Source organism: Gordonia aichiensis NBRC 108223 (assembly GCF_000332975.1).
Taxonomy (GTDB): domain Bacteria; phylum Actinomycetota; class Actinomycetes; order Mycobacteriales; family Mycobacteriaceae; genus Gordonia; species Gordonia aichiensis.
Genome location: NZ_BANR01000003.1, coordinates 367,416 through 393,358, shown reverse-complemented (window position 1 = coordinate 393,358; position 25,943 = coordinate 367,416). Strand labels below are relative to the sequence as shown.

Annotated in this window: 12 protein-coding genes; 7 read left to right on the top strand and 5 right to left on the bottom strand. The window is 66.4% G+C overall.

Features of this window, described 5'->3' with window-relative positions; genetic code table 11:
- The first annotated feature begins 49 nt into the window (after positions 1-49).
- Positions 50-379 (top strand): cupin domain-containing protein, encoded by a 330-nt coding sequence (locus GOACH_RS03145; RefSeq protein WP_005170404.1) that lies wholly within the window; start codon positions 50-52, stop codon positions 377-379.
- Here GOACH_RS03145 and GOACH_RS03140 read toward each other — a convergent pair.
- Positions 360-1,475 (bottom strand): tellurite resistance/C4-dicarboxylate transporter family protein, encoded by a 1,116-nt coding sequence (locus GOACH_RS03140; RefSeq protein WP_005170401.1) that lies wholly within the window; start codon positions 1,473-1,475, stop codon positions 360-362. The genes GOACH_RS03145 and GOACH_RS03140 overlap by 20 nt on opposite strands.
- A gap of 223 nt (positions 1,476-1,698) precedes the next feature.
- Between GOACH_RS03140 and GOACH_RS03135 the strand changes: the two genes are divergently transcribed.
- The 5 genes from GOACH_RS03135 to GOACH_RS03115 all read left to right on the top strand — a co-directional run bounded on the left by GOACH_RS03135 (position 1,699) and on the right by GOACH_RS03115 (position 9,910).
- Positions 1,699-5,424, top strand: coding sequence for a nitrate reductase subunit alpha (locus GOACH_RS03135; protein ID WP_005170398.1), 3,726 nt, complete (start codon positions 1,699-1,701; stop codon positions 5,422-5,424).
- Positions 5,424-7,163 carry a nitrate reductase subunit beta gene (narH, locus tag GOACH_RS03130; RefSeq protein ID WP_005170395.1) on the top strand — a complete coding sequence of 580 codons (1,740 nt, stop codon included), beginning with the start codon at positions 5,424-5,426 and terminating at the stop codon, positions 7,161-7,163. The genes GOACH_RS03135 and narH overlap by 1 nt, the downstream gene beginning before the upstream one ends.
- On the top strand, positions 7,160-7,864 hold the full coding sequence (gene narJ / locus GOACH_RS03125) for a nitrate reductase molybdenum cofactor assembly chaperone (protein ID WP_040517523.1): 705 nt from the start codon (positions 7,160-7,162) through the stop codon (positions 7,862-7,864). Before narH ends, narJ begins: the two co-directional genes overlap by 4 nt.
- A gap of 10 nt (positions 7,865-7,874) precedes the next feature.
- A complete protein-coding gene (narI, locus tag GOACH_RS03120) occupies positions 7,875-8,624 on the top strand; it encodes a respiratory nitrate reductase subunit gamma (RefSeq protein WP_040517672.1) in 750 nt (249 codons plus the stop codon).
- A 200-nt stretch (positions 8,625-8,824) separates the two neighbouring features.
- Positions 8,825-9,910, top strand: coding sequence for an esterase/lipase family protein (locus tag GOACH_RS03115; RefSeq protein ID WP_040517671.1), 1,086 nt, complete (start codon positions 8,825-8,827; stop codon positions 9,908-9,910).
- A 282-nt stretch (positions 9,911-10,192) separates the two neighbouring features.
- On the opposite strand, the gene GOACH_RS03110 is transcribed toward GOACH_RS03115, so the two are convergent.
- Genes GOACH_RS03110 through rplN form a run of 4 tightly spaced genes read right to left on the bottom strand, consistent with a single transcriptional unit; the run spans position 10,193 to position 11,669 of the window.
- The gene (locus GOACH_RS03110; protein WP_005170384.1) at positions 10,193-10,378 is read right to left on the bottom strand and encodes a type Z 30S ribosomal protein S14; all 186 of its coding nucleotides are present in this window, start codon (positions 10,376-10,378) and stop codon (positions 10,193-10,195) included.
- Positions 10,378-10,980, bottom strand: coding sequence for a 50S ribosomal protein L5 (gene rplE / locus GOACH_RS03105; protein ID WP_005170382.1), 603 nt, complete (start codon positions 10,978-10,980; stop codon positions 10,378-10,380). Before rplE ends, GOACH_RS03110 begins: the two co-directional genes overlap by 1 nt.
- Before the next feature lies 1 nt (position 10,981).
- On the bottom strand, positions 10,982-11,299 hold the full coding sequence (gene rplX / locus GOACH_RS03100; RefSeq protein ID WP_005170381.1) for a 50S ribosomal protein L24: 318 nt from the start codon (positions 11,297-11,299) through the stop codon (positions 10,982-10,984).
- A gap of 1 nt (position 11,300) precedes the next feature.
- Entirely contained in the window at positions 11,301-11,669 is a 369-nt protein-coding gene (gene rplN, locus GOACH_RS03095; RefSeq protein WP_005170372.1) for a 50S ribosomal protein L14, read from the bottom strand.
- Between the two features lie 441 nt (positions 11,670-12,110).
- On the opposite strand from rplN, the gene GOACH_RS03090 reads away from it, so the two are divergent.
- Positions 12,111-25,940: a non-ribosomal peptide synthetase gene (locus GOACH_RS03090; RefSeq protein ID WP_005170369.1), complete on the top strand. Its 13,830-nt coding sequence runs from the start codon at positions 12,111-12,113 to the stop codon at positions 25,938-25,940.
- Positions 25,941-25,943: the final 3 nt, after the last annotated feature.

Sequence of the window (25,943 nt, the reverse complement as noted above, 5' to 3'; positions counted from 1 at the left end):
AACCCGCGAATGCCGCGCGGCCGTCGCGCACGACGTGCCATCGTGAGACATGGACTCCACCCGACTCCCAGCCCTCGTCGACGAACTCATCGCCACAGCGCGCACCGCTCACAGTCGCAGAGCCGGTCACACCCTGCACGGCAATTCGTCGCGTCACCTGCGTCAGACAGTGATCGCCCTTGCAGCCGCCACCGAACTCGGCGAACACGACAGTCCCGGTGAGGCAACCCTGCAGGTCCTCCGTGGCGACGTCACCCTGACCGCGGGCACCGACGACTGGCACGGGACGGCGGGTGACCTCGTTACCATTCCCGACGCCCGACACAACCTGAGGGCGAACGACGACTCCGCAGTGCTTCTCACCGTGCTGGCGCACTGATCCCTGACCGTCTCGCCCGCACCCATCGCCACCACCACCGCGCCATCCCGGCGAAGACGACAACCCAGACTGCGAGCGCAACCCACGCCTCCCAGGTGCCGAGATCCTTCAGCCACGACACGTGCCACGCGACGCCCAATTGCCGACTGGCCACTCCGTACATGCCGATCGGGAACACCAGCGACCACAGGGCGGTACGGAAGCCCGAATTGGTGCCCGGCCGACGGGCATGCCAGATCATCAGCACGATCAACAGGGGTATCAACCACGTGCCGAAGATCCAGGCCATCAGACACAACGTCCCGACCACGTCGTGCGTGACGAGTCGTTGCGCCGAGCCCGTCCCCATCACCTCGGCCCCCGCCAGCACGGAGATCGCGCCGGCGCCCATGAGCACCCAGTACGGCGCCACCTCGTCGTCATGTGAGAGTCCGACGATGATCAACCGGGCGACAACCAGTACCGCCATCACGATCAGGATCAGCACGCCCATCCCCCACCACAACGCAGCGACCTCGGCGTACCAGTTGACGTGTGTGGCCGCGGCCAGCGCACCGAAGGCAACCGCGACCGCCTGAGTTCCGACCACCATCAGAAACCAGGTCCCGTTGACGTGGGTCCACGGCAGCGGAGTCGTCGCAGAAGGAGTCGTCGCAGAAGGAGTCGTCGCAGAAGGGGATTGCACTCGCGAATGTGTGGCGCTGAAGAATGCCGCGATCACCGCCACGTAACCCAGAATGACCCAAGAGCCAAGGGCGATGTAGGCAAAGGTGAGCGCAGCCCAGTCGAATCCACTCGCGAGCGAGCGGGCGGCGAGTACTCCGCTCCCGGCGGTGAACGCCAGCACCGTGAAGCCGTCGGCGCGCACCTCGGCCATCAACTCGGTGGAGATGCCCGCGCCCGTGAACCAGCCCACGACGGTGAACACTGTCAGAGCAATGTATCCGACCACCGCCAGAGCGAAGAGAACTACTGAAATCACTTGGGCCACAGTGGCATACCCACCCGTGCCGAGAGTCTCAGCATTGTGCATCGCAGTCGAGATGATCCCGGTTGCCATGACGAAGGTGAACTGACCGAGCCTCGCACGTGGCACTCGTACTCGATGTCGAGCACCCGAATCGCTCACAGTCACCGACTGTTCCACACCGCGCATCGTCATTACGCGTATTGACGCGGGTCTATACGCAATCGAAATACACTGGTGGTCGAAACACGAGTCGGCATCAGGAAATTAGGTCACCCAAACTTCGTTAATGCTCAATGAATCCGCACCATGAAACCCCACACCTTCTCCACTTTGACCGTATGGTGAATCCATGGCCCGATCCACTGCAGTTCAGGGCGAGGCGGCCACGGCCCTGCTGAACATCGGCAAATTCTTCACCCGCTGGGACGAAACCTCCGACGGGAGAGTCGTTTTCCGCGAGGGCGGCCGTGCCGGAGACATCTTCTACCGCGATCGGTGGAACCACGACAAGATCGTGCGCTCGACCCACGGGGTCAACTGCACCGGGTCGTGCTCATGGAAGGTGTACGTCAAGGACGGCATCATCACCTGGGAAACCCAGGAAACCGACTACCCTACTGTCGGCCCAGACCGACCGGAGTACGAACCGCGCGGTTGCCCCAGGGGCGCCGCCTTCTCGTGGTACACCTACTCACCCACCCGGGTGCGATACCCGTACGCCCGCGGGGTGCTCGTCGAGATGTTCCGCGAGGCGAAGGCCAAGACCGGCGACCCGGTGCTGGCCTGGGCCGACATCGTCGGAGATCCGTTGCGCCGCAAGTCCTATCAACAGGCACGCGGCAAGGGCGGATTGGTCCGGGTGAGCTGGGAGGAGGCCATCGAAATGGCCGCCGCCGCGCACGTGCACACCATCAAGACCTACGGGCCGGACCGGTGTTCGGGCTTTTCGCCGATTCCCGCGATGTCGATGGTCTCGCACTGCGTCGGCACCCGCTTCATCCAGTTGATCGGCGGGGTGATGACCTCGTTCTACGACTGGTACGCCGACCTGCCCGTCGCCAGTCCGCAGGTGTTCGGCGATCAGACCGACGTCCCGGAGTCGGGCGACTGGTGGGATGCGTCGTATCTGATGATGTGGGGTTCGAACGTCCCGGTCACCCGCACCCCAGACGCCCACTGGATGGCGGAAGTTCGATATCGCGGGACGAAAGTGGTGGCGGTCAGCCCCGACTACGCCGACAACACCAAGTTCGCCGACGAATGGCTGCCCGCGCAGGCCGGTACCGACGCCGCGCTGGCCATGGCGATGGGCCACGTGATTCTGTCGGAGTTCTTCGTCGCCCGGTCCACCCCGTTCTTCGAGAAGTACGTGCGCTCCTACACAGACCTGCCATTCCTGATCCATCTCGACGAGCACGAACACGGCCTCGTTCCCGGCAAGTTCCTCACCGCAGACGAACTGACCCCGGTCGAACCGACCGCGAGCGACGTCGAACCCGATCCCGATGCTGTCTGGAAGACCGTCGTTCTCGACGAACACACCGGGCGCCCAACGGTCCCGAACGGCTCACTGGGCTTCCGTCGCTCGAGTGCGGGCGAAGGCAGATGGAATCTCGAACTCGACGGAATCGCACCCGCACTCAGCCTCTACGGGCGCCCCGAAGCGGGGCTAGCCGAGATCGCTCTACCCGCATTCGACAGCCCGGACGGGACTGGCTCGGTACTGCGTCGCGGGGTACCGACCGCTGTCGTCGACGGCCACCTCGTCACCACCGTCTACGACCTGATGCTCGCCCAATACGGCGTGCGCCGCGACGGCATGCCCGGCGAGTGGCCGTCGGGATACGACGATGCGACAACGCCCTACACACCTGCCTGGCAGGCTGAGATCACCAGCGTGCCCGCCGAGGCCGCGATCCGGATCGCACGGGAATTCGCCACCAATTCCGTCGATTCGGGTGGCCGGTCGATGATCATCATGGGCGCCGGGATCTGCCAGTGGTTCCACGGCGACGCGACCTACCGTGCGATCCTGTCACTACTGATCCTGACCGGCTGCATGGGCCGCAACGGCGGCGGCTGGGCCCACTACGTCGGGCAGGAGAAGTGCCGCCCCATCACCGGCTGGATGTCACTGGCCAACGGCCTCGATTGGAGCCGCCCACCGCGCACGATGACCGGGACGTCGTACTGGTACATGCACACCGACCAGTGGCGCAATGACGGCTATTCTGCTGCGTCACTGGCATCTCCACTCTCGCGCGGGACAATCGACCACCAACACACCGCGGACGCCATCGCCCAGTCGGCCCGACTCGGGTGGATGCCGTTCTATCCGCAGTTCGACCGCAATCCACTCGACGTCGCCGACGACGCCCGCGACGCGGTCGAGCGTGGCGACGCGGAATCCGCGTCGAACTATGTGGCGCAGCACCTTTCCGACGGTTCCCTGACACCGTCGATCAGCGATGTCGACGCACCGGAGAACTGGCCACGCACGCTGGTCCTGTGGCGATCGAACCTGATGGGGTCGTCGGCGAAGGGCAATGAGTACTTCCTGCGACACCTCCTCGGCACCCACAACAACGTGATGGGAACCGAATCACCGAATACCCCACGCCCCAACGATGTTCGGTGGCACGAGAATGCACCGGAGGGCAAACTCGATCTCCTCCTGTCGGCAGATTTCCGGATGACGTCGACGACCCTTCTCTCCGACATCGTCCTACCCGCAGCTACGTGGTACGAGAAGAACGACCTGTCGTCGACCGACATGCATCCCTTCGTCCATGCGTTCTCTCCCGCCATCGACCCGCCGTGGGAGGCCAAGACCGATTTCGATCTCTTCCACCTGCTCGCAGCCGAACTGTCCGAGCAGGCGAAGACCCACCTCGGTGTGCGCCACGATCTCGTCGCCACTCCGATGCAGCACGACACCCCGGGAGAAACCGCACAACCCAAGGGCACCGTCGACGACTGGGCGACGTCGACGTCGCCCGGTCGGCCGGGTGTCAACATGCCGTCGTTCACGGTGGTCGAACGCGACTACACCGCGATCGCCGAGAAACTTGCCTCCGTCGGGCCACTGGCCGACACACTCGGCTTCGCCAACAAGGGCGTCACCTTCGACATCGCAGAGCAGTCACGGCGCCTCGCGGATCGCAACGGGGTCATGCTCGGGGGTGCCGGCGACGGCAGGCCCGCAATCGACACGGATGCCAAGATGGCCGATGCGATCCTGATGTTCTCCGGTACCACCAACGGGGCTCTGGCCGTCAACGGCTTCGAGAAGCTGCAGAAGCGCGTCGGCACGACGCTCGTCGACCTGGCCGAGGGCAACGCCGACAAGCAGATCAGCTTCGCCGACACCCAGCAGGCACCGGTCCCGGTGTTCACCTCGTCGGAATGGTCGGGATCTGAGACGGGCGGCAGACGCTACGCCCCGTTCACGGTGAACATCGAGCGACTCAAGCCGTTTCACACATTGACCGGGCGTATGCACTTCTATCTCGACCACGACTGGATGATCGACCTCGGTGAGTCGCTACCCGTGTACCGCCCGCCCTTGGACATGCACCGATTGTTCGGTGAGCCCAGGCTCGGGCCCGACGGGTCTCAGCAGATCACCGTGAGATACCTGACGCCACACTCGAAATGGTCGATCCACTCCGAGTACCAGGACAACCTCCTGATGCTCTCGCTGTCACGGGGCGGTCCCACAGCGTGGCTGAGTCCGTCGGATGCCGCGGCCATCGACGTCCACGACAACGACTGGATCGAATGCGTCAACGCCAACGGCGTCGTGGTGTGCAGGGCGATCGTCAGCCATCGGATGCCCGCCGGTGTCGTCTACGTCCACCACGCACAGGAGCGCACGATCGACGTCCCGAAATCGGAGGCGACGGGCCGTCGCGGCGGAATGCACAACTCCGCCACCCGCCTTCTGGTCAAACCCACTCATCTGATCGGCGGCTACGCCCAATTGTCTTACGCATTCAACTATTTCGGCCCAGCGGGAAATCAGCGTGACATGGTGTCGACGATACGCAAGCGCAGCCAGGAGGTGACGTACTGATGCGGGTCATGGCACAGGTCGGCATGGTGATGAACCTCGACAAGTGCATCGGCTGCCACACCTGTTCGGTCACGTGCAAACAGGCGTGGACCAACCGGGCCGGCACCGAGTACGTCTGGTTCAACAACGTCGAAACGCGGCCGGGACAAGGCTATCCGCGACGCTACGAGGATCAGGAGAAGTGGCGCGGCGGCTGGCATCTGAACAACAAAGGAAAGCTGCGGCTGCGCACGGGCGGCCGGATGCAGAAATTGTTGACGCTCTTCGCGAGTCCGGTTCAACCGACCATCTACGACTACTACGAGCCCTGGACCTACGACTACCAGATGCTCATCGACGCCCCGCTCGGCGACGACTTCCCCGTCGCACGTCCGAAATCACTGCTCACCGGAGACGACACGAAGGTCACCTGGTCGGCGAACTGGGACGACGACCTCGGCGGTGCACCGGAATTGGGCGCGCTCGATCCGATCGTCGAGAAGCTGCGTCGTGAATCAGAAGACGCCGTCAAGTTCAGCTTCGAGCAGACGTTCATGTTCTATCTGCCCCGGATCTGCGAACACTGCCTCAACCCCTCCTGCATGGCGTCGTGCCCGTCCGGGGCGATCTACAAGCGCAGCGAGGACGGTATCGTCCTCGTCGACCAGGACCGCTGCCGCGGCTGGCGTCAATGCGTCACCGGGTGCCCGTACAAGAAGATCTACTTCAACCATCGCACCGGCAAGGCCGAGAAGTGCACACTCTGCTATCCGCGGATCGAGGTCGGTCAACCGACCGTGTGCTCGGAGACATGCGTCGGACGGCTGCGCTACCTCGGACTGTTCCTCTACGACGTCGACGCGGTCACCGCGGCAGCCTCCACACCGGACGAGACCGATCTCTACGAAGCCCAACTCGATCTCCTGCTCGACCCGAACGACCCCGAGGTGATCGCCGGAGCGCGGGCGGAGGGCATCCCCGAGGACTGGCTCGACGCTGCACGCCGTTCTCCGATCTACGCGCTGGCCAAGGAGTTCCGGGTGGCACTTCCCCTGCACCCGGAGTATCGGACGATGCCGATGGTCTGGTACGTCCCGCCACTGTCGCCCATCGTCGACCTGCTCAGCGGGCAGGGCCACGATGCGGAAGACGCCGGCACACTCTTCGGCGCGATCGACGCCTTGCGCATTCCGGTGGAGTATCTCGCCGAGTTGTTCAGTGCGGGCGACACAGCGGTCATCGAATCGGTGCTCCGCAAACTCGCAGCGATGCGTTCCTACATGCGCGACGTCACGCTCGGCCGGGAACCGAACGCCGACGTCCCCGCCTCCGTCGGAATGACAGAGGAGCAGGTCTACGAGATGTATCGGCTCATGGCGCTCGCGAAATACGAGGAGCGGTACGTGATTCCGACGGCCCATGTCGAACAGGCCGCGCAACTCGACGAGATGGCGTGCTCCCTCGACTACGAGGACGGCCCGGGCATGTACGAGTCCGGCGCCTTCGGCGAAGCGAGCGGAACACCCACGCCGGTCTCGGTCGAGACCTTCCACGCGCTCAAACAACGCCAGACCAGCGATACCGCAGCCAACTCGCACCGCCTGGCCAACCGGACGAATCTACTCAACTGGGACGGCAACGGATCACCTGTCGGGTTGTTCCCGGAGCGGGCGACACCGGACTCCACGCAGACGCAACGCACGCAGACAAGCCATCCGGCGGCAGCACCCACGTCGCCCGACCCGCAGGCGTCGTCGTGAAGTGGCCGCGCCGCTCGACGTCGGCAGATCATCGAGTCGCATGGTTGACGGCATCGTGGTGTCTCGAGTATCCCGACGAGACGCTCCTCGGCCGAATCCCACTGGTACGCAGTGCACTCGACGAACAAAACGATCACCCGTCGATTCAAGGACTCCTGCGCTTCCTCGAGCATCTCGGATCGTCGACACTGGGTGAACTGATCGACGACTACGTCGAGACCTTCGATCTCTCCCGGAAGCAGACTCTCTACCTGTCGTATTGGACCGATGGCGACACCCGACGGCGCGGCGGTGCGCTCGGCGAGTTCAAGACGCTCTACCGCGACAGCGGCCACGTCGTCGATCTGCACGGCGAGTTGCCCGACCACCTGCCGATCGTGCTGGAGTTCGCAGCACGCGTCGACCCCTCAGAGGGAGCGCGGGTACTTGAGAAGTACCGGCCGGCCCTCGAGTTGATCCGCTTCGCACTGCAGGACCGCCGTTCCCCGTACACCGATGTCCTCGCGGCGATCTGTTCGACGCTGCCGGGTGAGTCACCCGCCGATGAACGCGCCGCGCGCGCTCTCACCCCGGCGCTGGGCGTCGAGAGCGTCGGCCTCGAGCCGTTCGACCCACGGCTGCTCCCCCTGTCGACGACAGCCCAGACCCCGATGCCCCAGTCCCCCATGCCCCAGTCCCCGATGCCCCAGACCCCGAGATGAGGTGATGGAGATGGACATCTTCCTGTGGGGCGTACTGCCCTATCTCGTACTGCTCATACTCATCGGCGGCACGATCTGGCGCTACCGCTACGACAAGTTCGGCTGGACGACGCGCTCGTCGGAGCTCTACGAGTCGCGCCTGCTACGCATCGCGTCGCCGATGTTCCACTACGGGATCCTGGTGGTGATCATCGGGCACGCCATCGGACTGGTAATCCCCCAGTCATGGACCGATGCGCTGGGCGTGTCGGAAACGATGTACCACTGGGGCGCAGGCTTTTTCGGGGTCCTCGCTGCGGCGGCCACTCTGCTCGGCGTCGGCCTGCTCATCTACCGACGTCGCACCACGGGCCCGGTGTTCATGGCGACGACCCGCAACGACAAGCTGATGTATCTGGTGCTGGTGTGCGCGCTCGTCGCGGGCACCTACATCACCGTCATCGGAGCGGTCGACCCGCGCGGGCCCGGCGTCAACTACCGACAGACCGTCTCACCGTGGTTCCGTTCGATCTTCATACTGCAGCCGGACATTCGCGCGATGAACGCGGCCCCGCTGCGATTCCACGTCCACGTACTCATCGGCTTGACGTTGTTCGCGCTCGTGCCGTTCACACGCCTCGTCCACATGTTCACCGCGCCCGTGCACTATCTGTTCCGGCCATACATCGTCTACCGCAGCCGCGACCGCCTGCCCGCACCGGGCGACCGACCGACGCGACGCGGCTGGCAACCGGTCGGCGTCAAAGACCGCGACCGATAGACGACGCCCCGCGCAGCGGGCGTGGGCGCAGTGTTGGACGCTTTGCCGATTCCATCTCAACCACCCGGTGAACACTTGTAGCCCTACCCCGCGGTAAGTTACGGTTCCCGAAGCCCGTGGCGTAACTCACTCATCACTTCGAGCCACGGCGAGTTCACAGCTGAAGGGGACTGCACGTGTCTGCGAGCACACCGTTGAAGATGCCAGGGATCCGCCGCGGATGGGCCCGCCGATTGGCGGTCAGCGCTGCGGCGGCCGCACTCGGCGTCGGCCTCACAGCCGCACTGGCCGGCCCGGCGGCTGCCGCCGATCAGCAGCAACAACTCGCCGATGACATCGCCGCCGGCGCGAAGAAGCCCGTCGTCGCGGCGAACATCTACAAGGGCGCGAGCACGTCGTCGATCCCCACCGGCAACGGGCCCGCTCAACAGAGCTTTCTGGCCGCATTCGGCTATGGCGTCTTCTCTCCGAACACCGCTCCACCGGGCGCCAACGACTGGAACTGCAAGCCCGCAGAAGGCAAAGAGCCCGTGGTACTGGTTCATGGCACCTGGGAGAACTCCTACGACAACTGGGCGATGGTCTCCCCCGAACTCAAGAAGGCCGGCTACTGCGTCTATGCCATGAACTACGGAATCGCGACACCGCTGGCCGGCGGTGGCCTCGGCCCCGTCCTGCCCGGCCGCTTCGGCACCGGCGATATCACGAAGTCGGCCGCCCAGATCGGCGGATTCGTCGACAAGGTGCGTGCGGCAACAGGTTCCGAGAAGGTCAACATGGTGGGTCACTCGCAGGGCGGCGTCGTTGCGCGTCAGTTCATCCGCTACAACAACGGAGCGTCGAAGGTCGATCACCTGGTGACCCTTGGCGCGACCAACAACGGGACCACGCTGATCGGCATCGGCGCGCTCGGTAGGACCATCAACAACCTCGGAATCGACGTGCTCGGCCCTGTCGCACTACTCGTCGGATCGTCGGGCATCCAACAGGTCTACGACTCCGAGTTCATCAAGCACCTCAACGCAGGCGGCAAATACGCGATCGGCGACGTGAAGTACACCATCGTCGGCACCCGCTACGACGAGGTGACGACTCCCTTCGATTCGACCTTCTTCCCGCGTGGAACCAGGAACACCCGAAATGTCGTGCTGCAGAACGGTTGTGAACAGGATGCCTCCGACCACGTCTCGATGAGCTACTCACCGCGCACGGTGTCGATCATCAAGAACGCCCTCGATCCGTCGTCGAAGATCGTGTGCGCCCCCAACGCCTGGGCGATCGGCTGACCCCGAGCGCGTCGGCGATGTCGCCCACGCCCGCCGCAACCGCCACGGAGTTCGCTGGCTCCACCGGCCGAGAGAGCCGGAACCCGTCGATCGAGCGGATCGGGGCACTGCACCCGATCCGCTGCTGACTTCTTTCCCGATCCGTATGACGCACGAGCCGGAACACGGGCCCTTCCGTCATACGGATCAACGACGACGACCCCGCCTCCCACAGGGGAGACGGGGTCGTGAGCTCGGCGAGCTCGACCGGCGGTCGGAGCTCGTTCAGCGGTTAGAGCTGGGTCACCAGCTCGACTTCTGCACGCCCGGCAGCTCGCCGGCGTGTGCCATCTCGCGCAGGCACACACGGCACAGGCCGAACTTGCGGAACACCGAGTGCGGACGACCGCAGCGGTTGCACCGGGTGTAGGCCCGCACGGCGAACTTGGGCTTCTTGTTGGCCTTGTTGACCAGAGCCTTCTTTGCCATCAGTTGTCCTTCACGGAGTTGTCTTTGAACGGGAAGCCCAGGTGGCGCAGCAGCGCGCGGCCTTCCTCGTCGGTGGTGGCCGAGGTGACGACGGTGATGTCCATACCGCGCGGCCGGTCGATGTTGTCGATGTTGATCTCGTGGAACATCGACTGCTCGTTCAGGCCGAAGGTGTAGTTACCGTTGCCGTCGAACTGGCGGTCCGAGAGTCCGCGGAAGTCGCGGATACGGGGAAGAGCGATGGACACGAGGCGGTCCAGGAACTCCCACATACGGTCGCCACGCAGGGTGACGCGGGCGCCGATCGGCATGCCCTCACGCAGCTTGAACTGCGCGATCGACTTGCGTGCGCGACGGATCTCCGGCTTCTGACCGGTGATCAGGGCGAGGTCGGTGACCGCACCGTTGATCAGCTTCGAGTCGCGGGCGGCGTCGCCGACACCCATGTTCACGACGACCTTCACGACGCCCGGGATCTGCATCACGTTGGCGTAGTCGAACTCGGTGTTCAGTGCATCCTTGATCTCGGCGCGGTAGCGCTGCTTGAGACGCGGCCCGCTGCCGGCGGCGGCCTGGTTCTCGGTCTTTTCAGTGGTGGTCATATCAGATGTCCTTCCCGGTCTTGCGGGAAATCCGGACCTTCTTGCCGGTCTCCTCGTCGACGCGGTAGCCGACGCGGGTGGGATTGCCCTCGGAGTCGACGACCATCACGTTCGACACGTGGATCGGAGCCTCCTGGGTCACGATGCCGCCCGACGCCGCGCCACGCTCGTTGGCCGACGCAGCGGTGTGCTTCTTGATGCGGTTGACGCCCTCGACCAGAACACGCTCTTCCTTCGGGAAGGCCTGAATGACCTTGCCCTTGGCGCCCTTGTCCTTGCCCGAGATGACGATCACGGTGTCACCCTTGTGCACCTTCATGTCAGATCACCTCCGGTGCCAGCGACACGATCTTCATGAACTTCTTCTCACGCAGCTCGCGGCCGACCGGGCCGAAGATGCGGGTACCGCGGGGGTCGCTCTCACCCTTGAGGATGACGGCGGCGTTCTCGTCGAAACGGATGTAGCTTCCGTCCGGACGGCGGCGCTCCTTGGTGGTGCGCACGACGACCGCCTTGACAACCTCTCCCCGCTTGATGTTGCCGCCGGGAATGGCGTCCTTGACAGTGGCGACGATGACGTCACCAATGCCGGCGTAGCGCCGAGACGAGCCGCCCAGCACGCGGATGCACAAGATCTCCTTGGCACCGGTGTTGTCGGCGACCCGCAGGCGAGATTCCTGCTGAATCACTCGTTAGTCTCCTTGACCTGGATGTTCTCGACGCAGCGATCCACCTGGGTGGGCCACCGCATCTGTACGCCGGATTTCCGACCCGACGCACACGGTCTGTCACCACCGGACACACGCCTGCCTGGGGTTTTGCCGAGATCTTGCGATCCGGAGCAACCACCTGGTGGGTTCGCGAGCCGATTCGCGACGCGTGACGCGCCGCAGGCAACCCCACAAGTGTAGGCGAACCCGCAGGTCCGGGCCAAATCGTCCCCGAAGGCAACAGCAGTAACGGCGTCTCGATCGTTCTCCCGTGCCGACGCGCTTGTCATTTTTCTCGATCCGCACCCATCTGCCGCACGTGCTCGCCCGAAGCACGGCCAGATCAACCGGTCACAGGGGCCGCCACCACCCGACCGACCGGCGTGCACGTTCACGTCGGTCACGCCACGAGGAGGCACAGTGAGCACCGAGGCGAGCGCTACGCACGTCACCAGCACCCACGACACCGTCGACATCGACGCGGTTGCCGACGACCGAAGTCGCCCGCTCCCCCTCACCGCCGCCCAGCGGGGCATCTTCTTCGCGCAGCAACTCGACCCCGACATCCCCATGTCGGTAGCGGCATATGCCGAGTTCTTCGACGACGTCGACGCCGAGGTGATGGACACGTCGGTACGTCGCACGGTGGCCGAGACCGAGTCAGGTCTACTGCGCGTTGTCGACGACGAGGACGGGGAGCCGCACATCCTCGTCGATCACAGCAGGAACATCAGGCTGGGCCTTGTCGACTTCTCCGACGACGACGATCCGCGCGGGCGGGCGCTCGAGTGGATCGACGAGCACCGCTCGCGCAGCGTCGACGTGTACTCCGAGCCGCTCCTGGAGACCTATCTCCTGCGCCTCAGCCCCGCGCACGTGCTCTGGTACTGCTGGGGTCACCACATCGCCTTCGACGGCTACGCGGCAATGTTCATGATGGTCCGCGTCGCCGCGCACTACACCGCGATCACCGAAGGTCACGATGCGCCACCGTCGACGAGTGCCACCATGGCGCAGATTGCCGACATCGACCGCGAGTACCGCAACTCGCATGCCTTCGCCGACGCTCGAGCCCACTGGGAGCAACGTCTGCACCGCGCCGGAGACGATGCCGCCCAGCCGACCTCGTTGTCGACGTCCGGTGGGGCCGCGGCTCCAGTCGCGATCGTCGAGAGCACCGAACTCGACGCCGACCTCGTTGCTCGGATCCGTTCGCTGGCCGCCGATCACGGAGTGCGGGTTGCCTCGGTGATCACCGCTGCAGTGGCGATCTACCTGGCGCGGCTCAACAATCGCGACGACGCCCTGCTGAGTCTGCCTGTGGCATGCCGTGACACCGACCTCCTGCGTACCTCTGCAGGCCTCACATCCAATGTCGTACCCGTCGGCCTCGACGTCGACCCCGCCACCACCGTCGCCGACGCGCTGTGGACCATGAACTCCGACATCAAAACCGCGGTGCGACATCAGCGTTTCCGACATGAGGAGATCACCTCCGACATCCTCGGAGACTCCACCGGGAGGCGCGGATTCTTCGGCCCCATGGTCAACGTCATGCTGTTCTTCGAGCACATCGACTTCGGTCCACTGCGCGGCGAGTTGAACGTGTTGTCCACCGGACCTGTCGAAGACGCGTCGATCAACGTCTACGACGGATTCACCGGCGGCATGCGCCTCGATCTCGAGGCCAACCCGAACATCTACACCGCTGACGACGTCGCCGTGCACCACAGCCGTATCGTCGACTTCCTCACCCGAATTGTCGACGCATCGGCCGACGCCGCCGTCGTCGACATTCCCCTGGCGACCGCGGCCGAACTCTTCGCCATCGACGCCGCCGCGCACGGACGCACCGTGCCGCCTACTCACTCGACGCTCGTCTCACTCCTCGACGCCGCACTCGCACAGAGCCCCGCGACGCATACCGCCCTGATCGAACCGGGCGTCGCGGAACTGGACTCGGCGACGTTCGACGCGCGTACGCGCGCCGCAGCCCACACGCTGGCAGCCCACGGCATCGGCCCGGAATCGGTTGTCGGCGTTTCCCTTGCGCGCAGTGTCGACCAGGTGGTCGCGCTGCACGCAGTCATCCGCGCGGGCGCAGCGTTCCTGCCCATCGATCCCGCGGAGCCGCCGCAACGTCTCGCCCACATCCTCGACACAGCTCGTCCCGCGGCAGTCATCGCCGCGTCCGACTGGGCCGCCGCCGACGTACCCGTGCTGACCATCGACGAACTGACCGCCGCCTCCGCACCGCGCGCCGGGACGCTTCGTGCGCCTCGCGCACACAACCCCGCCTACGTCTTGTTCACCTCCGGCTCGACCGGCAAGCCCAAGGGTGTCGTGATCGACCATCGGGCCATCGTCAACCGACTCCTCTGGATGCAGGACCGCTACCGGCTCGAGACCGGCGACCGGGTACTGCAGAAGACGCCTGCGACCTTCGACGTCTCGGTGTGGGAGTTCTTCTGGCCCTTCGTCGCCGGGGCCGCACTGGTCGTCGCGCGACCGGATGGTCACCGGGACCCGTGGTATCTGCGGGATGTGATCGCCGAGGAGTCCGTCACCACACTGCATTTCGTGCCGTCGATGCTGTCGGTGTTCGCCGAGACCCTCGGCGACGACATCTCGTCGACGACGACCGCACTCGCATCTCTGCGGCGGGTCTTCACCAGCGGTGAAGCGCTGACACCCGCCACGGTCGGGGCCTTCGGCGATCTCACCGATGCGCCCGTCCACAACCTCTACGGACCGACCGAAGCCGCGATCGACGTGACCTATCACGACGAATGCCGCAGCGACTGCGGCGACATCCCCATCGGTCGCCCGGTCGACAACACTTCCGCCCAGATACTCGACCGTCACCTGATGCCTCAACCGGTCGGCGCGACGGGTGAGCTCTATCTCGGTGGCGTGCAACTCGCTCGCGGGTATGCCAACCGCCCCGACCTCACCGCCGCACGATTCGTCCCCGATCCGCGGGAGCCGGGCGCCCGCCTCTACCGCACGGGCGATCTCGCGCGTCGACGTGCCGATGGCGAGATCGAGTACCTCGGCCGGGCCGACTCGCAGATCAAGATCCGCGGACAGCGGGTCGAACTCGGAGAGGTCGAATCGGTGCTGGCGGCGATTCCCGGTGTTCGCGCGGCGGCCGTCATCGCCGTCGACGACGCCGCGGGGAGCACGCAACTGGTGGGGTACGTCGCGGGCTCGGCCGACCTGAAGACCCGTGACCTACGCGCAGAGCTCGCCGATCACCTTCTGGGCCACATGGTTCCGTCGACCATCGGCGTACTGCCTGCACTGCCGACGACGAGCAACGGCAAGCTCGACCGCTCGGCACTACCGACGCCTGACCGCTCGACACCCGCCGCCGACCGGGTTGATCCGGTCAGCGCACTCGAGGTCGCCGTCGTCGAGACGGTGGGCGCTGTTCTCGGTACGGGTGATCCGGCGACGGCCGAGACCTCCACGCACGCGGGAAGTGGAATATCACTGTCGGACAACCTGTTCACGCTCGGCGGCAACTCCCTGTCGGCAACCAGGATCAGCGCTCGCCTCGCACGCCGGACCGGACACCGACTCCCGCTGCGCACCGTCTTCGACGCCCCCGACCTCGCGGCACTCGTCGACGCTCTGCGCGCAGCCGGTGTCGACGACGACCTCACCAGCGCCACGCACGCCCCCGAACCCACCGCGGCGCCCGACGAGCAGGTGGCCTTGTCCCCGGCGCAACACCGCCTCTGGCTGACTGCCCGTCTCGATCCCGATTCTGCTGGCGCGTACCACATTCCGTTCAGCGTCCGCCTCGTCGGACACCTCGACGTCGATGCGCTGGGTGCGGCGGTCAACGATGTCGTCGCACGACACGAGCCCCTGCGCAGCACCGTGAGCGAGCGCGACGGGCACCCGTACCTCGCCGTCCACCCCGCCGGAGACGCCTCGATCGACATGCACATCGACGACGTCACCGACCTGCACGGGATCGACGAGGCCGAGGTGCGACGTCGCGCCGCAGACGTTGCGGCACAGCCTTTCGACCTCACACGCGACTTCCCGATCCGTACACGGCTCATCCGCGTCGGTGCTGACGACCACGCTCTTGTCGTGGTCATCCACCACCTCGCCGCCGACGGATGGTCGTTGGCCCCCTTCGCCGCCGATCTCGCCACCGCCTACCGGGCACGCATCGACAGACACACGCCGTCATGGGAGCCGTTGCCGGTCACCTATTCAGCCGTCGCCGCCGCGCAACACGCGGCACTTCGGCAGTCCGACACCGCCGACGTCGACTTCTGGCGTACCCGTCTCGCCGACGCACCGGCCGACACCGAACTGCCACTCGACCGCCCGCGTTCGGAGGGTTCCGACGTCTCTGGCGACATGGTGACGATACGCATCCCCCGGGAACGCCACCGTGCACTGACGACGGTGGCCGCCGACAACGACGCGTCGCTGTTCATGGTGATCCACGCCGCGGTCGCCACACTGCTCCGCGGATTCGCCCGTACCGACGACGTCATCGTCGGCACCCCTGTGTCGGGACGGGGGGATGCCGATGTCGACGCGCTGGTCGGCATGTTCGTCAACACTCTCGCGCTCCCCACGCGCGTCGACAAGAACTCGACGTTCCTGACCGTACTGCGCGACGTCCGGGACGCCGACCTCGAGGCTTTCGACCACGCCGAGGTGCCCTTCGATCATCTTGTGACGGAGCTGAATCCGCCGCGGTCGGCGCAAGTGCATCCGTTCTTTCAGGTGTCACTCGCGGTGGACAACCGTGACGACATCTCGATCGACCTCCCCGGCTTGAGGGCGACGGCGACGCCGATCGACATCGCGAAGACCAAGTTCGACCTGTCGTTCACCTTCGTCGAGCACACCGACGAGCACGGTCGAGGATCCGGTATCGACGTCGAGATCGCCTACGCCACCAGACTCTTCGACGCCGTCACGGTGCGCGGTCTCGGCTCGCGACTGGGCAGGATCATCACCGCGGTGACCGACGACCCGACGCGACCGGTTGGCGATATCGCAGTGCTGGACCCAAGCGAGCGGCTCGGTCTGGTGCCTGCCGTCGGCGCGGGGACCCGGCCCGTTGAGCACTTCTCCTCGATCCTCGCCGCGGCAGTGCGCTCGGAGCCCGACCGGATCGCCGTCACCGACGGCGAGAACGCACTCACCTACCGTGAACTGGACTCCGCTGCGGAACAACTCGCCCAGCGACTACGCGCGCACGGAATCGGCCCCGAGGACTTCGTCGCCATCGCTCTCGCCCGAGGCGTGGAGTGGGTACGTACCGTGTGGGCGGTCACCCGGTGCGGTGCCGCCTGGGTGCCTGTCGACCCTTCCTATCCACACGCCCGCATCGACTTCATGTTGACCGATTCGGCCGCCCGCCTTCTGATCACCGATACCGCGTCGCTTCCGAATCTCGGCGACTCCGCAGACCACATCACCACACTCACACTGGACGGAGATCGTGGCGATGAGGGCGTACCCGACACCGGTGCGCGCCCCCGTGACGATCTCTCGGTCGACCAACCCGCGTACATGATCTACACCTCCGGCACGACGGGCACACCGAAAGGTGTCGTCGTCAGCCATCGTGGTCTCGCCGACTTCGCCGCACAACAGGTGTCGCAGTTCGGGCTGACCGCCGACAGCCACACGATGCACATGGCGTCACCGAGCTTCGACGCCTCGGTCCTCGAACTCCTCATGGCGTTCTCGGGTGCCTCGACAATGCGGATCGTCGGGCCCGATCCCCTCGCAGGTGCACAGCTCACCGATCTGATGCGCTCGGCCGGTATCACCCACGCGTTTCTCACGCCGTCGCTGCTGACCACGATGGACCCCGCCGCGGTACCGGATTTGAAAGTTCTGGTCATCGGGGGCGAGCACCCGAATGCCGAAGCGGTCCGTCAGTGGGCACAGACCACCACCATCTTCAACGCCTACGGCCCGACGGAGACGACGGTCGTGGCGACCGTTTCGGACCCGATCGGCGATTCACCGACGATCGCGTCGTCGCCGCGCGTGACGATCGGCAGGCCGATTCGCGGCGTGTCCACAGTCGTTCTCGACGAGCGGTTGCACCCGGTGGCACCCGGGGCAACGGGCGAACTCTACGTCGCCGGAACACATCTGGCGCGGGGCTATCACGGGGTGCACGGGCTGACGTCGAAGCGCTTCGTCGCCAACCCGTTCGGCGATCCCGGCGAACGGATGTACCGCACCGGCGATCTGGTGCGCTGGACCCGCGACCACCGTCTCGAATTCCGTGGCCGTGCCGACCAGCAGGCCAAGGTCCGTGGGCACCGCATCGAACTCGGCGAGGTCGACGCCGCGCTGACCGCTCTCGACAACGTGCAGGCAGCGGTCAGTGTCGTCGACGGAGAGGGCGCCGCGGCGCGCCTGATCTCGTTCGTCGCGTTCGACGGTGTCGACGCCGAGCATGTCGGTCACCGTGAACGTGCAGGACTGTTGTCGGAGCTGCGGGAGCGGTTGCCACGACACATGATTCCTGCCGCGATCATCGCAGTGCCCGAGATTCCGACGACACCGGCAGGCAAGATCGACATGCGCGCGCTGCCGGCGCCCGATGAGGCCGAGGTGACCCGCGACGGCGAGATCACTATGCCCCGTACCGAGGCTGAGCGCCTGATCTGCTCGGTCTTCGCCGAAGTTCTCGAGCTCGAGTCCGGTGCGGTCGGCGTCGACGACGACTTCTTCGATCTCGGCGGTAACTCGCTTCTCGCCACGCGAGTGGCCGACGTTCTCGCCCAACGCACCGGTTCACAGCTGGCGGTTCGCGACATCTTCGAGCATCCGACCATCGCAGAACTCGCCTCGGTAGGCGGTGACGACACGTCGTCTGATCGGGTGCTCCTCCGCCACGATCCGACGGCCGACGTTCCATCGTGCGGGCCTGCGCAGCAACAACTCTGGTTCCTCAACACACTCGGAGCCGACGACGACGCGTCGGACGCCTCGTACTCGATCGCCTTTGCACTCGACCTGCGCGGCGACCTCGACGTCGATGCCCTGGCCGGCGCGCTCCGGTGGGTGATCGACCGCCACGAGCCCCTGCGCACCGTCTACCCGGAGCACGACGGACACCCCACGATGCGGGTCACAACCGGCAGTGACATCACACTGGTGGCGGAGGACGCGTCGCCTGCGCAATGGCGCGCCGACGCGGAGTCGTTGGCGCGACGCCGGTTCGACCTCACCCGAGATCTCCCGATCCGTGTCGCGTTGCACCGACTCACCGACTCGCCAGACCACCACAAACTGACCGTCGTCGTGCACCACATCGCCGCCGACGGCGCGTCGATGGCGCCACTCGCGCGTGACCTCGCGGGCGCCTACGCGGATCTGTCCGACGGTCGATCACCGTCGGCAGATCCGCTCCCACTCGACTATCGCGACTTCCTGCGCTGGCAGCGCGAGTCGCTCGAGCAACGGATGCCCGCGCTGACCGAGTGGTGGCGGGGCGAACTCGCCGCTCTCGACCCGGCGCCCGTGCTACTGACCGACGTCCCACCGTCGGAACGCCGCAACGCCGCACGCGGTGCCGACGTCGTCGACGTGGCCTTCGACCGTGGTGTCCGCGCACGCCTGACCGAACTCGGCAGTACCACCACGACCGAGTTCATGGCGATGCACGCGGTGCTCGCCGCGCTGCTGACACGACACAGCGCCGACAAGGACGTCCACACCGCCGGGGCGGATGCCGACATCGTGATCGGCACCCCCGTCGCGGGCCGGACGGACTCGCGGCTTGCTCACCTCGTCGGCATGTTCGTCAACTCGGTCGTCCTGCGCACCCGGGTCGACGGTGCGTGGTCGGCGACGGAATTGCTCGACGCGGTGCGCCGTGTGGATCTCGACGCCCTCTCGCACGCGGAGCTGCCCTTCGACGCGGTGGTGGCCGATCTGCGCCCGCCGCGCACCGGCAGGCACCCTGTCTTCACCATCTCGCTCACCGTCGACGACGATCCGCTCACCACGTCCGACGCCGCACTGCGTGGACTGCGCACCGAGATCGAGGAAGTCGACACCGGCGCAGCACGATTCGACCTCGAAGTGCAGTCGCGCGGGGACACGCTCCGCATGACGTACGCGACCGAACTGTTCAGTCGGACGCGTATAGAAGAACTGGCACACGGTTTCGTCGAGCTCGCACACGCGCTCGTCGAGCACCCACGACGCCGCATCGACGAACACCTCGTCCCGGCCTTCCCCGCATATCCGACGCCGAGTCCTGACCCGGTCCACCTCGCCGACCTCCTCGATCTCACCGCCACCAGGCATCGGGAACTGATCGCGGTCGAGGACGGCGATGTCGCGATGACATACGCACAGCTCGATGAGGTCACCGCGCGATGGTCGGCCACCCTGCGTGCCGAGGGCGTCGGACCCGAACACGTTGTCGCCGTAGCGCTCCCCCGATCCTGGCGATTCGTCGCCGCGCTCTGGGCCGTATTGCGCGCGGGCGGAGTCGTCCTCCCGATCGATGCACGGTATCCGAGCGACCGCGTCGAGCACATGCTGCGCGATTCCGACGCACGGATCGGGATCACCGACCCCGGGCTCGATCGCCATCTCGACGGGACGTCGACCATGCGCTGGATCGACACCGAGGCACTCGGTCACCCCGGCGATCGACTGCCCGACCCTGCGCCCCGCCTGCCCGACGCCGCCGCATACGTGATCTACACCTCCGGTTCGACGGGCACCCCGAAGGGAGTCACGGTGACCCACCGCGGCATCGGGGCCTTCAGCCAGAGCCAACGCGACCGCTACGACGTGCAGCCCGGTGACCGGACACTGCATTTCGCATCCCCGGGCTTCGATGCGACGTTCCTCGAGTTCATGCTCGCCTTCGACGCGGGTGCGACGATGGTCATCGCGCCGCCGACCATCTACGGTGGCGACGAGCTCGTCGAGTTCCTCGACGAGCACGGCGTCTCGCACGCCTTCATCACGCCCGCCGCGCTGATGGCCGCGACACCGCGACCTCTTCCGCGGTTGCGGACCCTCGGTGTCGGAGGCGAGGCCTCGCCTGCCGAACTCGTTGCCGCCTGGGCGCCGGGCAGACGATATGTGAACTGCTACGGCCCCACCGAGACGACGATCGTGGCGACGATGTCGCCGCCGCTGAGCCCCGGTGACGAGATCACGATCGGACATCCCGTGACCGGTTGTACCGCAATGGTCCTCGACCATCGCCTGCAGCCGGTCCAGGACACCGTGCCCGGCGAGCTCTACCTCGCAGGCCCCGGCGTCGCCCGCGGCTACCTCGGTCGCCCAGATCTCACCGCGGGCCGATTCGTCGCCGATCCACGGGCGCGCGGTGCGGTGATGTACCGAACCGGAGATGTGGTGCACCGCAACCGATCCGGTGCGCTGGTGTTCGACGGCCGCAGCGACAACCAGGTGAAGGTGCGCGGATTCCGCATCGAACCGGACGAGGTGAACAACGCGCTCACCTCCCACCCGGACGTCGACGGCGCGCTGACGCTCGTGCACGGCAACGGCGCCGACGCACGTCTGGTGGCCTACGTTGCCTCGGCCTCGGCAGACACCCTCGCCGACCAGACGCTCATCGCGCACGTCGCGGTCTCACTGCCCCGGCAGATGGTGCCGTCGGGCATTGTGGTCCTCGACCGGTTCCCGGTGACCCCCAACGGAAAGATCGATCGGCGTGCGTTGCCCGCCCCGACCATCGCCCCGACGACCACCGCACATGAACTGACGACGCCGGCTCAGCGCCGGGTGGCCGACGCGCTGGCCGACGTCCTCGGTGTCGGTGTCGAGTCCATCGGTGCAGCCACCGACTTCTTCGAGGCGGGCGGCACGTCGCTGCAGGCAACGGCACTCGCGGCGAGGTTGCGAACCCACGATGGAGCGAGACTTCGCGTACGCGAGATCTTCGACCACCCGACGGTCGCCGCGCTCGCAGAACTGGTCGACCCGGAACTCGCCCGCCCCGAATCCCTCAGCACAGCACCACTCACTGCGCAACCCCGCAACGCAGCACCGGTCACGTCAGAGCGCACGGCTTCGGACGCGGACGCAGCGACGACCGACGCGGCCCGCGACGCAGGCGCGCTCGACGGACCACGCGGTCGAGTTCGAATCCCTGTGCGTAGCAGTATGGTTCCTGTCGCTCCGATGCAGCGGCGACTGCTGTCGCTGGCGCGGCTGCATCCGACGTCGACCGACTACCTGATGCCCTTCATGCTGCGCCTGACCGGTCCTCTCGACCGGCACGCGCTGCGCGAGGCACTCATCGACCTCGTGTCGCGGCACGCAGGTCTGCGCACCGTCTATCCCGCTACATCGGGCGGTGCGCAGACCGGAGGCGTGCTCGTCGGCGCGGAATCGACGATCGGAAACCTGCAACCGCTCGGCTACCGGGACGACGCCGACGCGATGACACTGATCTCACGCCTGTGCGCCGCACCGATCGACGTCGCTGTGGCGCCCGGGATGCGCGCGCACCTGCTGACCCGGATCTCGGCGGACTCCACCGGCGAGCACATCCTGGTTCTGGTCATCCACCACGTGGCCGCGGACGGAGCGTCGTTGCCGATTCTGGTTGGCGATCTCGCGACGGCCTACTCCGAGAGACTCGCCGGTCGTCGAACAACCTGGGAGGAAGCGGCTTTCGGCTATCGCGACTACGCAGCGATCGTCGGTGCCGAGGAGCACCGGTCCGCGGTCAGCGACCACCTGGCCTACTGGACGACACTCCTCCGAGGCGCTCCCGCCGACTCCGCCCCGAGGCCGAGCCGTCCGCTCACCTCGATCCGCGCACACACGTCCGAGGGCACGCCATCAGCTGCCGGTACGGTGTCGATTCCGCTCGACGACGAACTCCGTAACGCGGTGATCGCCTGCGCCCGTAGTCAGTCGACCACGCCGTTCACCCTGCTCCACACAGCGCTGGCAACCCTGATGTACCGGCTCGGAGTCGGCAGCGATGTGGTGATCGGCACGCCGGTCGCCAACCGCGTCGTTCCCGACCTGCCCGATACCGATCTGTCCGGTGTCGTCGGGATGTTCGTCAACACTCTCGCCCTGCGAACGCAGATCGACGGAGACGAACCCGTTCGTGAGCTCCTCGCTCGGGTGCGTGACGACGATCTCGATGCACTCGACCACCGGGAGGTGCCCTTCGACGACGTCGTGGCCGCGGTGAATCCGGATCGCTCTGCCGGCGGGCATCCTCTCTTCGAGGTGGCACTGTCGGTCCACGACTACGGCTCGGATATCGCAGGCGGCGTGATCGAACCGGTTCCGGGACTACGCGGACAGATCAGCGAGGTTCGTTCCGCGCAGGCCAAGTTCGCACTCCAGTTCACCCTTTCGGGTCTGCACTCCGCGGATGCGTCGCTGGAGGTGACATTCGCCGTCGACCGCTACCGGGACCACGACGCCCACGAGCTCGGGGTCAGGTTCCTGCGGGTGGTACGCGCGATCACCACAGACGCCGCGCGCGCGGTCGGCGACATCCGCGTCACCGATCCCCTCGAGGTGGCCGACGTCGCACCGGCCCGCGGGCCGCGCGGCGCCGACCCGATGACCTTCGGAGCGATCCTCGACGATGCCGTGTCGCACAACCCCGACGGCATCGCGGCCACCGACGGCGATACCGAGATCACCTATCGCGAACTCGACGCCAGGGCGAACCGACTCGCTCGCCTGCTCCTCGGACGCGGCATCGGCGGCGCCCACGCGTCCGACGAGCCGGAGCCGGTGGTGGCCATGGCCATTCCCCGATCCATCGAGGCTCTCGTGGCGATCTGGGCGATCGTGCGGACGGGGGCGGCGTACGTCCCGGTCGACCCGACGTACCCGCCCGAGCGCATCGCCCACATGCTCGCCGACAGCGGTGCGCAACTGGTGGTGACCGACTCGGCGCACCGCGACAGCGCCCCGGCGGCGGCGCAGGTGATCGTCGTCGACGACCGGGCGGTACGCGACCGGCTCGCCCGACAGTCGGCGGCACCCCTCGCGGACACGGAGACGATCGGTGCTCGCGTCGACGGGCTGGCCTACATCATCTACACGTCCGGCTCGACGGGCCGCCCGAAAGGGGTTCTGGTGCCCCATTCCGGGCTTCGCGCGGTGCGGGACGAGTTGCGCGCGCGGATGACGCCGCGCCAGGACTCACGGGTGCTGCATTTCGCGTCACCGAGCTTCGATGCATCGGTCCTCGAATTCCTGCTCGCGGCAGCGGGTTCGGCGTGCCTGGTCATCGCTCCCACCGACGTGTACGGCGGAAAACCGTTGGCGCAGTTCCTCACCCGCAACCGCGTGACGCATGCATTCATCACGCCCGCTGCAGTGGCGAGCATGTCGCCGACCGACGCCCCCACCCTGCGCTGCCTGGCGATCGGCGGCGAGGCCTTCGGCGCCGACCTCGCGCGCCGCTGGTCTGCGGGACGTCGGATCCTGAACGTCTACGGACCCACCGAGACCACAGTCATCACCACCTCCAGTGACCCGTTGCGGGCACACGACGAGCTGACCATGGGCACACCGAACAACGGCGTGAGCGCGCTCGTCCTCGATTCACGACTCCATCCGGTGCCCGTCGGTGTCGTCGGTGAGCTGTATCTGATCGGCTCGCAGGTCACCCGCGGTTACCACCGGCGCCCGGGACTCACCGCATCGAGGTATCTACCGGTGCCAATGGTCGCCGGAGACGACTTCGCGGGCCACCGGATGTATCGCACAGGTGATCTCGTGCGATGGACGCCCGACGGACGACTGTCCTATGTGGCACGAAGTGACGGTCAGGTGCAGGTGCGCGGCTTCCGCGTCGAGCTCGGTGAGATCGACGACGCACTGACCGCCGACCCTCGCGTCGATTTCGCGGTCACCGTGATCGGCGGGACCAATCAGCACGGCAACGACGCACCACCGGCGCAGGCCGATGCCACATTGCACAGCTACGTGACACTCGTGCCTGACGCGACGGCGGTCGCTTCGACGGTCGGAGATGACCTCCGAGCAGCTCTGCCGCAACGACTTCCGCGTCACATGGTGCCAGCGACCGTCACCGTTCTCGACGAGATCCCGCTGACCCCGGTCGGCAAACTCGACCGCACCGCACTCCCCACTCCGCAGATCTCGCGGAGCGGCAGGGCTCCGCGACCGGGCACCGAGACCGCGATTGCGACGGTCTTCGTCGAGGTACTCGGACTGACAGACGACGAGATCGCCGCGGATACGAGCTTCTTCGATCTCGGCGGGAACTCGCTGCAGGCAACGACTCTCGCCGAGCGGCTCTCGTCGGTTCTCGGGGTCGACATCCGTGCCCACCAGGTGTTCGCGGCGCCGACGGTTTCCGAGCTCGCGGTGCAGGCCGATCCCGGGTCCGGCTCATCGGGCACGACCGAACAGACCGCGCGCTCGGCCTGGGATGTACTGATCGGGCGGCGGTCGACCCCGCAGCACTCCGATCCGGCCGTAGCGCCACCGCTGTTCGTCATACACCCGGCCATCGGTCTGTCCTGGGCATTCACGTCGCTACTGCCCCATCTCGAACCCAATCGTGCGGTGTACGGGCTACAGCACCCGACGCTGTCGGGGCTACCGGCACCGACGTCACTGGGCGAGCTCGCGGCCTACTACGCCGAGCAGATCCAGTCCGTGGCGCCACACGGTCCCTACCACCTGCTCGGCTGGTCACTCGGCGGGATCATCGCACAGGAGATCGCGGTGATCCTGCAGGGCAGCGGAGAGGTCGTCGGCGATCTCACGATCCTCGACTCCTACGTTCTCGCCGACCGCCCAGACCTGGTGACCGAGCCGTCCATCGGTGAGTTGCTCAGTGAGTTCGGCATCAGCACCACCGATCCCACCACGTCACCAAATGTCGACGACGCGTGGCATGCGGTGCGCGCGGCGGGCGGGTTGCTCGGAGGGCTGTCGAGGGACGAGTTCGGCACGGTGCACCAGGTGTTCGAGCAAGCGGGCGATCTCGCGAATCCGTGGCGTCCGCGGGTCTTCCACGGAGACATCACCTTCGTGTCCGCCACCCGCGCATCGCAACCGGGCGCGCGTGCGGTCGACGGGTGGCGTCCCTACGTCGACGGCACCATTCACAACATCGACGTCGACTGCACGCATGCACGGATGCTGTTGCCGCAGAACGTCGTCGACTACGCACATGTCCTGTCCCCACGACCGCGACGCTGGTCGCGGCATCGCATCACCGAGGAGGAATGACTC